Origin of the sequence: Flavobacterium pasteuri (assembly GCF_048286615.1) — a bacterium.
GTDB lineage: Bacteria > Bacteroidota > Bacteroidia > Flavobacteriales > Flavobacteriaceae > Flavobacterium.
In genome coordinates, this window is the sequence record NZ_JBLVPN010000005.1 from 66,964 (window position 1) to 81,745 (window position 14,782).

Below are 14,782 nucleotides of genomic sequence, written 5' to 3' on the forward strand. Positions count from 1 at the left end.
TTTTTTGATATTTATTATTCTGTTTAAAGCTGAGTAAAAGCTAAAAGGGAGTGTTGTTTTTTAAGGTTGTAATCTTAGCTATTACTCAATTTTAAACAAATGAAACTTTGAAAACTTATAGATTAGTAACTAACCAGTCACCCACTTCACTAGTTTTGTATGCTTTTGAGTCTTTAGACGCTAAATCCTCTGTTACGATTCCTTGTTCTAATGATTTGTTAACTACTGTTCTAATAGCCTCTGCTTCTTCTTTTAATCCAAAAGCATCTTCAAACATCATTGCTGCAGATAATACTGTCGCTAATGGATTAGCAATATTTAATCCTGTAGCCTGAGGATAAGAACCATGAATAGGTTCATACAAAGAGGTATGCTCTCCTACAGATGCTGATGGCATTAATCCCATAGAGCCAGAAATTACAGAAGCTTCATCTGTTAATATATCTCCAAATAAGTTTTCAGTAATTAAGACATCATAAGAGTTTGGCCATTGTACTAAACGCATCGCAACTGCATCTACAAATTCATAACTGACTGTTACTTCAGGATAATCCTTTTCCATTGCTTGTACGGTTTCTCTCCACAATCTTGAAGTTTCCATTACATTAGCTTTGTCTACACAACATAGTTTTTTAGTTCGGGTCATAGCAAGTTCAAAACCTTTTTTAGCCAAACGCTGTACTTCAGCTCTGGTGTAAGTGCAGGTGTCAAAAGCGGTTTCCCCATCGTCTTTTCTTCCTTTTTCTCCAAAATAAATTCCCCCGGTAAGTTCTCTTAAGAAAATTAAGTCAGTTCCTTCGATGCGTTCTCTTTTCAAAGGAGAATTATCAATCAAAGATGGGAATGTAAAGGTTGGACGTACATTGGCAAATAAACCCAATTTTTTACGCATCAATAATAAACCTTGTTCGGGTCTCACAGGCGCACTTGGGTCATTATCATATTTTGGATGTCCAATGGCTCCGAATAAAACAGCATCAGCAGCCATACAAATTTCATGCGTTTCGTCCGGATAAGGAACTCCAACGGCGTCAATGGCACAAGCTCCTGTAAGTGCGGGTGTCCAAGTAATTTCATGGTTGAATTTTTTTGCAATAGCATCCGAAACTTTTACAGCTTCATTGATTACTTCAGGTCCAATTCCGTCTCCGGCTAAAAGGGCTATGTTAAATTTCATTAGGTTTCTTTTATATTAATGTATTTCTATTTATTATTGGGCTGCAACCACATTCAACATTTTCTGAGTTGCTATAATTGCGGCAACTGTTTGGTCTGAATCTAAACCTCTTGTTTTAAATTCTTTTTCATTGTTTGTCCAGGTAATTATGGTTTCGCATAAGGCATCAGAACTACTTCCTGGAGGAATTCGTACAGCATAATCAATCAACTTTGGCAATTCTAAATTTTTGCTCTTATATATTTTTGCCAATGCATTCATGAAAGCATCAAATTGTCCATCACCTTGCGCATGTTCTTCAATTACTTCTCCGTCTATTTTTAAAGATAAAGTAGTCGATGGACGCATGCCTTTTGCATGAGATAATATATAGGATTCAACAACAATTTTTTCTTGATAAGTTTGACTGTCTAATACATCAGAGATTATATAAGGTAAATCTTCTTTGGTAACCGTTTCTTTTTTGTCGCCTAATTCGATAATCCTTTGGGTAACTAACTTTAGATCCTCAGGGTTTAATTGTAGGCCTAATTCCTGAAGGTTTTTTTCAATATTAGCTTTTCCGGATGTTTTTCCTAAGGCGTATTTTCGTTTTCTTCCAAAGCGTTCTGGAAGTAAATCATTAAAATATAAGTTGTTTTTATTGTCGCCATCGGCGTGAATACCAGCAGTTTGTGTAAATACATTGTCGCCAACAATAGGCTTGTTGGCAGGAATTCTATACCCGGTAAAAGTCTCTACTAATTTACTTACGGAGTATAATGATGATTCTTTTACACTTATTGCTATTTGTGGAAAAAAGTCATTTATTACAGCAACAGTACTTTCAAGCGGTGCATTTCCTGCGCGTTCTCCCATCCCATTTACGGTTACGTGAAGTCCTTGAATTCCTGCTTTTACAGCTTCCATTACATTAGCAATACTTAAATCGTAATCGTTGTGTGCATGAAAATCAAAATGAGTTTCAGGGTATCTTGTTATTATTTTCGAAATAAATTCAAAAGTTTCAGAAGGGATTAAAACGCCTAAAGTGTCCGGTAGCAAGACTCTTTTAATCGGTTGTTTGGTCAAAAAGTCTAAATATTGAAACACATATTCAGGTGAATTGCGCATTCCGTTACTCCAGTCTTCCAGATAAACATTAGTCTCAATATTATTTTCCGTAGCCAAAGCAATGGTTTCAGCAATTTCTGTAAAATGCTGTTCTGGTGTTTTTTTTAACTGATGTGTTAAGTGGTTAAGAGATCCTTTGGTCAATAAATTCTGGACTTTAGCTCCGGTTTTTTTCATCCAATCTATGGAAAGTCCGCCATCTACAAAGGTTAAAACTTCGATTCTATTGGAGTAGTTTTTTTCGTTAGCCCAAGTCATAATCCCTTTTACACCTTGAAATTCCCCTTCACTCACGCGTGCAGAAGCAATTTCGATTCTATCAATATTTAATTCTTCCAACAACAATTGCGCAATGGTTAGTTTTTCTGCAGCAGAAAATGATACTCCCGAGGTTTGTTCACCATCACGGAGTGTCGTATCCATTATTTCAATTTTTCTTTTTTTCATTATAAATTTGATGCTAAAAGTAGTTTTGATTTCAGTAATTTGAAGTCTTGCTGTTGTTTTTTATAAAAAGGTAAAAGCAGTTATCTGGCTTAACAATACTATTGAGTTTAAGATAGCTGCTTTTTTATTGTTTGTTTCTAATAAGGGAGTTGATTGGCAAACCCAACAATTTCTTCTTTGATGTTTTGCAAATAATCAATATCATCAAAACCATTAACCATATTGTCTTTTTTGTATCCGGAAATATCAAAAGATTCTTTTTGACCAGTTGCTTTTAGTGTAATGGTTTGTTCAGGAAGATTAATTTCCAATTCTGTTTTTGGATCATTCTCAATAGCCTTGAAAATAGTATCGGCAAATTCTGGACTAACTTGTACCGGTAAAACACCAATGTTTAAACAATTTCCTTTGAAGATATCTGCAAAGAAACTTGAAACTACAGCACGGAATCCATAATCGTATACTGCCCAAGCTGCGTGCTCTCTAGAAGAACCCGAGCCAAAGTTTTTTCCGCCTACTAATATTTTTCCGCTATACGTTGCGTCGTTCAATACGAAATCTGCTTTTGGAGTATCATCTCCGTTGTATCTCCAGTCTCTAAAAAGGTTGTCTCCAAAAGCTTCCCGTTTGGTAGCTTTCAAGAAACGTGCTGGGATGATTTGATCGGTATCCACATTTTCTATTGGTAGTGGCACTGCACTACTGGTAAGGATATTAAATTTATCGTATGCCATTTGATTTTTGATTTTTGATTAACGATTTCTGATTTTTGATTTACCGTGAGGAAAATATAATCTTAAGCGCTAACTAATATTATTTTATATTCTATAATTTAAACTGAATGTTGTGTCGATTTTAACGAAATCTGAAATGCTACGCCAATTCGCTGAAGCTCGGGTCAAAAATCATTAATCTACATTCTGAAATTTTTTAAAATAAATCTCTAGGATCTGTTAGTTTTCCGGTAACTGCTGCTGCTGCGGCCATAATTGGACTTGCCAATAATGTTCTTGAACCGGGACCTTGACGACCTTCAAAGTTTCTGTTGGATGTACTTACTGCATATTTTCCGGCAGGAACTTTATCATCGTTCATCGCTAAACAAGCCGAACAACCTGGCTGACGCAATACAAAACCAGCTTCAGTAAGAATGTCTAATAATCCTTCTTCTTTAATCTGAGCTTCCACTACGTGAGAACCTGGAACTAACCAAGCGGTAACATTATCTGCTTTTTGTCGTCCTTTTACAATTTCTGTAAAAGCTCTGAAATCTTCAATTCTACCATTAGTACAACTTCCCAAGAAAACAAAATCAATTGGTTTACCAATCATTACGTCATTTTCTTCAAAGCCCATATAGGCTAAAGATTTTTTATATGTTTCTTCGCCACCTTCAACTTGATTTGCCTTCGGGATATTTTTTGATATACCAATTCCCATTCCAGGATTTGTACCATATGTAATCATTGGTTCAATATCTGCAGCATTGATGTTTAATTCTGCATCAAAAATAGCATCAGCATCCGTTTTTAGAGTTTTCCAATATTCAACTGCTTTCGTCCAAGCTTCACCTTTTGGAGCGTATAATCTTCCTTCTAGGAAATCAAATGTTTTTTGGTCAGGAGCAATCATACCACCACGAGCACCCATTTCAATACTTAAGTTACAAACCGTCATACGACCTTCCATAGACATGTTTTCGAAAACATCTCCTGCATATTCTGCAAAATATCCTGTACCTCCAGAAGTGGTTAACTGAGAAATAATATAAAGAGCAACGTCTTTTGGACCCACACCTTTACTCAACTCACCATTGACGTTGATACGCATTTTCTTTGGTTTCGGTTGCATGATACATTGTGTAGCCATCACCATTTCAACCTCCGAAGTTCCAATACCAAAAGCAATAGCGCCGAAAGCACCATGTGTAGAAGTATGGGAATCTCCACAAACAATAGTCGCACCAGGTAAAGTAATTCCGTTTTCAGGACCTACTACGTGTACAATTCCATTTTTTTGGTGACCTAATCCCCAGTGAGAAATACCATATTCTGCTGCGTTATCTTCTAATGCCTTAAGTTGATTGGCAGATAATGCATCTTGAACCGGTAAATGTTGATTTATAGTTGGTGTGTTGTGATCCGCTGTAGCAAAAGTGCGCTCTGGATATAATACTGAAATTCCTCTTTCTTTTAAACCTAAAAAAGCTACAGGACTAGTAACTTCATGGATGAAATGACGGTCAATAAAAAACACGTCTGGTCCATCTTCAATTTTACGCACCACGTGCGAATCCCATACTTTGTCAAATAATGTAGTACTCATTTTAATATGTTTTTAATGTATTTTTTTATAGCCAAGTTAGCTAAGATGATAACAATGAAAGCAAAACTAAAAAAAGAATCAAGTCTTTATTTTTTAATATTTCATTATATACGATACCCAAAATCGTATTAGTGAATTTCTTTGCTGATTTTTATCTTTTGGGTTTCTTTTTTATAAGTGTGATTCTTTATTTAGTGACGATAAAAAATCCATTTCTTGCTGTTTTTGATATTTGTATAATCGATAAAAAATGCTTTTAAAAAGCTGTTATATTTATGAATATTTAATTAAACGGAACTAAAATCAACTATTTTTTAATTTTAAATTCACTATTTTACTTTTATTGAAACTGTTTTTCGATGTGATTTTCTTAGTTAATGGCATATTTTTTCGACGTATTTCAGTATTTTTTTTTGATGAAATACTACGACATCCAAAAAATCAATACGGACTCTTTTTGTCTTTTTAACAAGTGAATATCAAAGTGACTTGTTGAAAGTGATTGTAGTTTTAATAGGAGAATAGTCTTGGAAAATAAATTTGTTTTTTGTTGATAACTTAACTTCTATTCTACTCAAAAAAAACTAAATTTGAAATTCATTTTTTGTGATTTTTTAAAATCACAAACACTTCAACTCCAGATATGTACTTAATATTCGACACCGAAACTACAGGATTACCAAAGCGCTGGGGCGCTCCCATTTCAGATACGGATAACTGGCCGCGTTGTATACAAATCGCTTGGCAGTTGCACGATGATATGGGAAAACTCATCGAACATCAAGATTATTTGGTAAAACCCGAAGGTTTTAATATTCCGTATGATGCGGAACGAATTCACGGTATTTCTACTGAATTGGCGGAAGCTGATGGTATTTCGTTGTCTGAAGTTTTAGAAAAATTCAATATCGCATTAGGCAAAGCCAAATTTATTGTGGGTCAGAATTTAGGTTTTGACATCAATATTATGGGTTGTGAGTTTTATAGAATGGGCGTTGAAAGCCAAATGAGTTCCATGCCTATTCTCGACACTTGTACTGAAGTTACCGCTTCTTTATTAAAATTGCCTGGTGGTCGAGGAGGAAAATTCAAATTGCCTACGTTAACGGAATTGCACTCGTATCTTTTTAATAAACCTTTCGGTGAAGCGCACAATGCGACTGCCGATGTGGAGGCAACCACACGTTGTTTCTTGGAGTTAATACGTCGTGATGTTTTCACAAAAGAGGAACTCGATGTTCCAGCAAGTTATATTCAAGATTTTCAAAATAAGAACCCAAGCGAGATTAAACTCATCGGGCTAAAACATATTAATCTTAAGGAAGCTTCAGATAAAATTCGTCAACAGTTTGGAGAAAAACAAGCGCCAGCTGTTTCTAGAGCCGAACTTTCGGAGAATAAAAAGGGACTTATTGATACGCCTTTCGTGCATTTGCACAATCACACCCAATTTTCCGTGTTGCAATCTACCATTAGCATTGCGGCATTAGTAAAAGCGGCAGCCCAACAAAAAATGCCTGCGGTTGCTATGACGGATCATGCAAATTTAATGGGTGCTTTTCATTTTGTCCGCGATATTTTATACCATAATAAGGCGGCTGAAGCCAAGAATAAAGCGGCAATCGAAAATGGCGAGGAACCTTCCGAAGTTTCGATGAAACCAATTGTGGGTTGCGAATTTTTTGTATGTGAAGATCATAAAAATAAATCGGTTAAGGACAACGGATACCAAATAGTACTTTTGGCGAAGACCAAAAAAGGCTATCATAATTTGGCTAAAATGTCTTCGATTGCGTATACGGAAGGGTTTTATTATGTACCAAGAATCGACAGGAAAGTCATTCAGGAATTCAAAGAAGATATTATTGTTTTGTCCGGAAATTTGTATGGTGAAATTCCAAATAAGATTTTAAACATTGGTGAAAACCAAGCCGAAGAAGCTCTGCTTTGGTGGAAAAACGAGTTCAAGGAAGATTTCTACATTGAAGTGATGCGTCACAATCAAGAAGATGAAAATAGGGTAAATGCGTCTTTGATTTCATTGGCTAGAAAACATGATGTCAAAATTATTGCTACGAATAATACCTTTTACATAAATAAAGAAAATTCAAATGCACACGATATTTTGTTGTGTGTGCGAGACGGCGAAAAGCAAACTACACCAATAGGCCGTGGTCGTGGCTATCGTTACGGATTGCCGAATCAAGAATACTATTTCAAGTCGGGAGACGAAATGAAACAGCTTTTTGCAAATTTGCCCGAAGCGATTTCGAATATTTCGGAGATTGTGGATAAAATTGAAATTTTCGATTTAGCTCGTGAAGTTTTGCTTCCAAAATTTGAAATTCCGGTTGAATTTAATAATCCCGAAGATGCAGTTGATGGAGGAGTACGAGGAGAAAACGCGTATTTGAGGCATTTGACTTTTGAAGGAGCCAATCGCAGATATCCCGTAATTACCGAAGAAATTCAGGAACGATTGGATTTTGAATTGCTGACTATTTCGAATTCCGGTTATCCGGGTTATTTCTTGATTGTACAGGATTTAATTGCTGAGGCGAGAAGTATGGGCGTTTCTGTAGGTCCGGGAAGGGGTTCTGCTGCAGGATCCGTGGTGGCGTATTGCTTGAAAATTACGAATATTGACCCGTTGATGTACAACCTGCTTTTTGAGCGTTTCCTGAATCCGGATCGTGTGTCACTACCCGATATTGATATCGATTTTGATGATGAAGGTCGAAGCAGTGTAATGGACTATGTGATCAGGAAATACGGGTCGAAACAAGTAGCGCAAATTATCACCTATGGTAAAATGGCAACAAAATCGGCGATTCGAGATACGGCTCGTGTGCTGGATTTACCGTTATTTGAAGCCGATAAAATTGCCAAATTGATTCCGGGGATGATGCCGTCCAAGTGGAATTTAGCACGCTTTTTGAACGAAGATGAAAATCTGATTAAAAAAGCGGTTCGTCCGGAAGAATACGATAAAATAAAAGAATTAATAGGTCTTGCTAATGAAGATGATTTGGGTGGAGAAACCATTCAGCAAGCCAAAGTTTTAGAAGGAAACTTAAGAAATACTGGGATTCACGCTTGTGGAGTTATTATTACACCAAGTGATATTACTAATTTTGTTCCTGTGGCTACCGCCAAAGATTCCGATTTGTATGTGACTCAATTCGATAACTCGGTCGTAGAAAGCGCCGGATTGCTGAAGATGGACTTCTTGGGTTTGAAAACCCTGACTCTTATAAAAGATACCGTAAAATTAGTAAAATATAGAACTGGAATTGATCTTGATCCAGACACGTTTCCGATAAATGATTTGAAGACGTATGAGCTTTTTCAACGCGGAGAAACGGTAGGGATTTTTCAGTATGAGAGTCCGGGAATGCAGAAATACATGAAGGAATTGAAGCCTACGGTTTTTCCTGATTTAATTGCGATGAATGCGTTATATCGTCCAGGACCGATTGCTTATATTCCGAGTTTCGTAAAAAGAAAAAATGGTGAAGAGGAGATTATTTATGACCTTGATGCCTGCGAAGAATTACTGAAAGATACTTATGGAATAACCGTTTACCAAGAACAGGTAATGCTTTTGTCTCAAAAACTAGCGGATTTCTCCAAAGGTGATGCAGACGTTTTGCGTAAAGCGATGGGAAAAAAGCAAAAGGACGTTTTGGATAAAATGAAACCTAAATTTATCAGTCAGGCTGCCGCCAAAGGTCATGCCGAAGATAAACTGGAGAAAATATGGAAAGACTGGGAAGCCTTTGCGGAATATGCCTTTAATAAATCACACTCTACTTGTTATGCATGGATTGCATACCAAACAGCGTTTTTAAAAGCAAATTATCCTGCTGAATATATGGCTGCGGTACTTTCTAATAATATGAGTGATATCAAGCAAGTTTCGTTCTTTATGGAAGAGTGTAAACGTATGGGATTGCAAGTTTTAGGGCCTGATGTGAACGAGTCTTTTTATAAGTTTACCGTTAACGATGATTACGCGGTTCGTTTTGGAATGGGAGCCATTAAAGGAGTAGGTTCTGGTGCTGTGGCTACTATCGTAGAAAGAAGAAAAGATGGAAAATACAAATCGATTTTTGATTTGACCAAGCGCATCGATTTACGTGCAGCGAATAAAAAAGCATTGGAAAATCTGGCTTTAGCGGGAGGATTTGACTCCTTCACAGGAACTACAAGAGCGCAATATTTTCATGATGATGGCGATGGAATTACTTTTTATGAAAAAGCGATTCGGTATGGTGCTAAATTTCAGGAAAATGAGAATTCATCGCAAGTGAGTTTGTTTGGCGACAGCAGTGACGTACAAATTGCAGAGCCTATCGTGCCGCCTTGCGAGGATTGGAGCACTATGGAAAAACTCGCTAAAGAGAAGGAAGTCGTAGGAATTTATATTTCGGGACATCCTTTAGACGATTTTAAATTTGAAATGAAGTATTTCTGCAATTCGAAATTGGAAATGCTTAAAAACATGGAACTTTACGTGGGTAAAACCCTTGCTTTTGGAGGTATAGTTTCTAATGTGCAAAGACGAACAGCCAAAAACGGTAAGGAATGGGCGATTTTTAACTTAGAAGGTTTTGACGAGAGTTTTGAATTTAAAATATTTAATGAAGAGTACCTGAATTTTCATAGATACTTGCTTCCTAATAATTTTGTTTATTTTAAAATCATGATCAAAGATGGATGGGTTAATAGAGAAACCGGAAAAAAATCTGAACCAAGAATGCAGTTTACTGATGCAAAACAATTACAGGATGTATTGAGCATTTTTGCTAAGAAATTAATCTTGCTTCTGAATATATCAGATTTAGAAACAGATTTTATCCATAAACTGAGTCACCTTTTTCAAGAAAATAAAGGCGATAACACCGTGTCTTTTGAAGTTATGGAATTGGAAAAAACAAAACGCTTAGTTGCTGTTGCTCCGGTTGAATTAGAGAATGAAGAAGTTGCTTTTATTGATGAAAATGAAGATTCTGAAATGGAAGCTCTCGAAATTCCAGAGACAAGTACCACAGCTAAATTAGAAGAAGTAGAAGAAATAAAAGTGGTTACAAAACTAACAATGCCAAGCAGAAAACTAAAAATCAAGATTTCGAATGAATTGTTAGTGGAACTGGAAAAAATGCAGATTAACTTTAAGCTGAATTAGAGCACTATGTCCTAGCCCTGATGGAAGTGGCATCCTTTTCTTGGCTTCTTTAGGCAAGGAAAGATATAGCGTACAGCAGGAAAAAGCTCCTGAATTTACTAAAAATAGCAATTGACAATACACTTATAATCAAAACTAATTTATGAATGACGTTTGATTAGTTTTTAATTTCTAAATTTGTAACCAAGTTTGAGACTACAAATATTCAAACGATAAACTTAAATAAAAATAAATATGGCATTAGCAATAACAGACGCTACTTTTGAAGAAGTAGTTTTGAAATCAGACAAACCGGTAATGGTAGATTTTTGGGCAGCATGGTGTGGACCTTGTAGAATGGTAGGGCCAATCATTGACGAATTAAGTGCTGAATATGAAGGGAAAGTAGTTGTAGGGAAAGTAGACGTTGATGCAAATCAAGAATTTGCTGCCAAATACGGAGTGAGAAATATTCCGACGGTACTGGTTTTTCATAACGGAGAAGTAGTAGGAAAACAAGTAGGAGTTGCTCCTAAACAAACTTACGCTGATAGTTTAGACGCTTTGTTGTAATCGGTAGATTATGATTTATATAGAATCTGTATGGATTCAGATAAAAGGTTTGGCAAAAGTCAAGCCTTTTTTTTGTTTAAGCTGAATTTATTTCAGCTTCTCGATTTAGTTTTATTTCTCTACTCTTTTAATTTTTAAATCATCCCATCTTTTGCTACATTTGAGATATGAAGATCGAATCGCAAATAGAGAAAATTTCCAGTTTTCAGCATCTGGAGTTGCTGGCTAATCAGGTTGTAGAAGGTTTTATTTCAGGAATGCACAAGAGTCCGTTTCATGGCTTTTCGGCTGAGTTTGCTGAGCATAAAGTCTATAACGTAGGGGAAAGTACCAAGCACATTGATTGGAAATTGTTTGCTAAAACGGATCGTTTGTATACTAAACGCTTTGATGAAGAGACTAATTTGAGGTGTCATCTTATTATCGATAATTCTTCGTCGATGCATTATCCTAAATTAAAAGACAGTCAACAGTTTTATGAAAACAAAATTGGCTTCTCGGTTTTGGCTTCGGCTGTTTTAATGAATCTTTTAAAGAAGCAACGCGATGCAGTGGGACTTAGTGTGTTTTCTGATGCATACGAGTACTACGCGCCTGAAAAAGGCAGTGATCGCCATCATAGAATGATTTTAAATACACTTGAAGGGCTTTTAGAGAAACCTGTGGTCAAAAAAAGTACTAATACAATTACATTCTTGCATCAAATAGCCGAGAAAATCCACCGTCGTTCGATGATTATCCTATTTACAGATATGTTTCAGTCCGGTCACGAAGCATCGGGAGAAGAAGCGCTGTTTAATGCGCTACAACATTTGAAACACAATAAGCATAAAGTGGTCCTATTTCATGTTGTCGATAATAAAACAGAGTTAAATTTTGACTTTGATAACGCTCCAAGGAAGTTTATTGATGTGGAAACGGGAGAAGAAGTAGCAGTTTTTGCCGATAATGTCAAAGAAGAATACGAAAAACAGACAGAAAGTTACTTTAAGAAACTTGCTTTGACCTGCTCGCAAAACCGAATAAAGTACATTCCGGTAAGCGTTGGTGAAAGTTTTGAAAAAATTTTAATGACATACTTGGTTGAAAAACAAAACTTTGGATAATAAGGAGAGATTTTGTCAAATTTTTTTTCAAAAAACGCTTGTGTAAACGGAAATCTATTGTATCTTTGCCACCGCAATAACGCAGAGGTTTGGTAGTTCAGTTGGTTAGAATACATGCCTGTCACGCATGGGGTCGCGGGTTCGAGTCCCGTCCAGACCGCAATATTGGGAAAAGCCTTTCGTAACAGAAAGGCTTTTTTGCCCAAATAAGGTTTTTAACGTTAGTTGTGTTGTTTGCTACGAATTTGTAACTCGTAGCGGGTTTAGTAGTTAGACCAATGAAAAGCTTTCCACTTTTGTGGATAGCTTTTTTGATTTAAAAAGAAAGAGGCTTTTAGATCGTCAGATTGAAAAGAGGCAAGATTTCAGTTGGTTTTAATAGCAATTAGGTTTTAGCGAGCAACTAATTTTGGAATCAAAAAGTTTATAGATTAAAATATACTGGTTTGGTAGTTCAGTTGGTTAGAATACATGCCTTTCATCTCGTCTTTTGGGACGAGACTGGTTCGATTCAAGAACTGGGTTAAAGAATTAGAATGTTATAGATTAAAATACTGGTTTGGTAGTTCAGTTGGTTAGAATACATGCCTTTCATCTCGTCTTTTGGGACGAGACGGGTTCGATTCAAGAACTGGGTTAAAGAATTAGAATGTTATAGATTAAAATACTGGTTTGGTAGTTCAGTTGGTTAGAATACATACCTGTCATCTCGTCTTTAGGACGAGACGGGTTCAATTCAAGAACTGTGTTTAAGAATTAGAATGTTATGATTAAAATACTGGTTTGGTAGTTCAGTTGGTTAGAATACATGTCTGTCATCTCGTCTTTTGGGACGAGACGGGTTCGATTCATGAACTGGGTTAAAGAATTAGAATGTTATAGATTAAAATACTGGTTTGGTAGTTCAGTTGGTTAGAATACATGCCTGTCACGCATGGGGTCGCGGGTTCGAGTCCCGTCCAGACCGCCAGTAATAAGAAGCTTTTCGTAATAGAAAAGCTTTTTTTGTTTTTGTAAAATTCAAATAGCAATCGATATGTATTTTGTTTACATCATAAAAAATCATCAAGGATTATTTTACAAAGGATTTACACAAGATCTTGGTAAGCGTATTTTTGAACACAATAATGATTTAAGCCGATACACTTCTGGAAAAAGTCCATGGGTTTTGGTGTATTTCAAAGAATTTGAAACAAAAACAGAAGCATTAAAAGAAGAATTGCGATTGAAAAAGCTTAATGTTACTTCGATAGAAAGATTATTAAGCAGTTTTCAAGTTGAATAGAATACATGCCTTTCATCTCGTCTTTTGGGACGAGACGAGTTCGAGTCCTTTAGTTCCAAAAACGAGACCAGTAACAAGAAGCTTTTCGTAATAGAAAAGCTTTTTTTTGTTTCAGTATGTTTATAAATTAAAACAATTCGGATTTATAGTTCCAGACAATCCACATAAACAATCCAAAATACATCATGCAAATTACAAATTTCATAAAGCTGGAAGCTAAAAAACCTACAAAGGATCCCGCGGCTGCTTTCAAAGCCCGATTATGGTCTTTAAAATCATAAATAAGTTCTCCTATCAGCGCACCAACAAAAGGGCCAATAATGAACCCAAAAGTGATAGGAGCAAGAATCCCAATAATCAGACCGATGTTAGTTCCCCAGATACCATACGAGCTTCCACCAAATCTTTTGGTCCCTTTGGCTGGAATGACGTAATCTAAAACGGATATGATTACAGTGACTGACAGTGCAATTCCTAATATCCAATAATTTGCCGGAACAGCATTTGTTAAATACAATAATGCCAATCCAACCCAACTGATGCTGGGCCCTGGTAAAACTGGTAAAAAACTACCAAAAATGCCCAAAATCACACACACAAAACCAAGAACCAAAAGGAGTACATCCATAAATTTATTTTTAGTAATTTTGAAAAAACAAAAGCAACATTTTACTAACTTATGAAACAGATTAAATTAATAGCTCTATTTTCTATTATCTTCTTCTTTACTTTTTCTTTTTGGGCAGTAAATGCTCAGGAAAAAAATGTAAAAAGCAACGATATGATTTTAAAAGAGGCTATTTACGATGAAAACAGAGTAAAAGTATTAAATTTTTCAATGAAAGAGTTTGACAGGCTTTTTTTTGAGTTTTCCGATAAAAAATCAGACCCAAACTTAGTATTGAAAAAAGAGGAATTTTATAAATATACGATTCAGATTGCTATTTTCTCAGATCGATTGGCGGCTCTGTATCCAGATCAAAAAGAAGTCGCTGCCGAAAATAAAAAGAAATGGTTTGCTGAAAACTACGAAGATTATTTGCTTACGAAAGCATCTCAAAAAAAATAATTGTATTTTTATAAAATATTAGTCCAATTCAAAAACAAAACCTTGAAGCAGTATTACCTCTTTTTAGTATTTATATTTTTTAATTCCTGTCAATACTTTGACAAGCAAATTCCTTCGGAAAAGGAATTGTTGCAAAAGGAATTGAAATCCATCAACTGGAAAGAAGTCGACGAATATCCATCAGTAGTAGATTGTGAAAAAATAGAAGATAAAAAGCAACGCCAACAGTGTTTTTTCGAAGTTTTAACGCGGTTGATTCAGGAGAAATTGAGCGTTGATACCCTTTCGGTTCTCTACCCTGAACTCGATACGATTGAAGTAAAGGTCACTGTTTTTCCAAATGCGACGATGCAATTCGAGCCTCAATTTCCCAAAGATTCCGTTGCTTACGACAAAATCAAAATCGATAGTATTCTTAAAGTCCGTTTAGTTGATTTTCCAAAAATTAACCCAGCCATTAAACGGGGAATTCCAGTAAAAACACAGTTTATACTCCCTGTAATCTTAAAAGTAGAGTAAG

At 35.9% G+C, this 14,782-nt stretch carries 11 protein-coding genes and 2 tRNA genes; 8 read left to right on the plus strand and 5 right to left on the minus strand.

Annotation, left to right across the window (positions count from 1 at the left end; genetic code table 11):
• Positions 1-115: 115 nt before the first annotated feature.
• From leuB to leuC, 4 genes are all read right to left on the minus strand, one after another.
• Positions 116-1,177 (minus strand): 3-isopropylmalate dehydrogenase, encoded by a 1,062-nt coding sequence (gene leuB, locus ACNQF6_RS08910; protein WP_417965132.1) that lies wholly within the window; start codon positions 1,175-1,177, stop codon positions 116-118.
• 33 nt (positions 1,178-1,210) lie between these two features.
• Complete coding sequence (locus tag ACNQF6_RS08915) at positions 1,211-2,737, minus strand: alpha-isopropylmalate synthase regulatory domain-containing protein (protein WP_417965134.1); 1,527 nt, start codon at positions 2,735-2,737, stop codon at positions 1,211-1,213.
• 137 nt (positions 2,738-2,874) lie between these two features.
• Entirely contained in the window at positions 2,875-3,471 is a 597-nt protein-coding gene (gene leuD / locus ACNQF6_RS08920; protein WP_417951127.1) for a 3-isopropylmalate dehydratase small subunit, read from the minus strand.
• Positions 3,472-3,667: 196 nt separating this feature from the next.
• Complete coding sequence (gene leuC / locus ACNQF6_RS08925; RefSeq protein WP_417965136.1) at positions 3,668-5,062, minus strand: 3-isopropylmalate dehydratase large subunit; 1,395 nt, start codon at positions 5,060-5,062, stop codon at positions 3,668-3,670.
• 643 nt (positions 5,063-5,705) lie between these two features.
• On the opposite strand from leuC, the gene dnaE reads away from it, so the two are divergent.
• The 6 genes from dnaE (at position 5,706) to ACNQF6_RS08955 (ending at position 13,193) form a co-directional block, all read left to right on the plus strand.
• A complete protein-coding gene (gene dnaE, locus ACNQF6_RS08930; protein WP_417965138.1) occupies positions 5,706-10,250 on the plus strand; it encodes a DNA polymerase III subunit alpha in 4,545 nt (1,514 codons plus the stop codon).
• 234 nt (positions 10,251-10,484) lie between these two features.
• Positions 10,485-10,802 carry a thioredoxin gene (gene trxA / locus ACNQF6_RS08935; protein ID WP_417965140.1) on the plus strand — a complete coding sequence of 106 codons (318 nt, stop codon included), beginning with the start codon at positions 10,485-10,487 and terminating at the stop codon, positions 10,800-10,802.
• Positions 10,803-10,969: 167 nt separating this feature from the next.
• A complete protein-coding gene (locus ACNQF6_RS08940; RefSeq protein ID WP_417965142.1) occupies positions 10,970-11,908 on the plus strand; it encodes a DUF58 domain-containing protein in 939 nt (312 codons plus the stop codon).
• 86 nt (positions 11,909-11,994) lie between these two features.
• Positions 11,995-12,068, plus strand: a tRNA-Asp gene (locus ACNQF6_RS08945).
• Positions 12,069-12,801: 733 nt separating this feature from the next.
• Positions 12,802-12,878 (plus strand) — tRNA-Asp (locus ACNQF6_RS08950).
• A 66-nt stretch (positions 12,879-12,944) separates the two neighbouring features.
• The gene (locus ACNQF6_RS08955) at positions 12,945-13,193 is read left to right on the plus strand and encodes a GIY-YIG nuclease family protein (RefSeq protein ID WP_417965144.1); all 249 of its coding nucleotides are present in this window, start codon (positions 12,945-12,947) and stop codon (positions 13,191-13,193) included.
• A gap of 127 nt (positions 13,194-13,320) precedes the next feature.
• Here ACNQF6_RS08955 and ACNQF6_RS08960 read toward each other — a convergent pair whose 3' ends face one another.
• A complete protein-coding gene (locus tag ACNQF6_RS08960) occupies positions 13,321-13,821 on the minus strand; it encodes a DUF456 domain-containing protein (RefSeq protein WP_417965146.1) in 501 nt (166 codons plus the stop codon).
• A 51-nt stretch (positions 13,822-13,872) separates the two neighbouring features.
• Between ACNQF6_RS08960 and ACNQF6_RS08965 the strand changes: the two genes are divergently transcribed.
• Both ACNQF6_RS08965 and ACNQF6_RS08970 read left to right on the plus strand, forming a co-directional pair.
• Positions 13,873-14,262 carry a hypothetical protein gene (locus tag ACNQF6_RS08965; RefSeq protein WP_417965148.1) on the plus strand — a complete coding sequence of 130 codons (390 nt, stop codon included), beginning with the start codon at positions 13,873-13,875 and terminating at the stop codon, positions 14,260-14,262.
• A 42-nt stretch (positions 14,263-14,304) separates the two neighbouring features.
• Positions 14,305-14,781, plus strand: coding sequence for a hypothetical protein (locus ACNQF6_RS08970; RefSeq protein ID WP_417965150.1), 477 nt, complete (start codon positions 14,305-14,307; stop codon positions 14,779-14,781).
• Position 14,782: the final 1 nt, after the last annotated feature.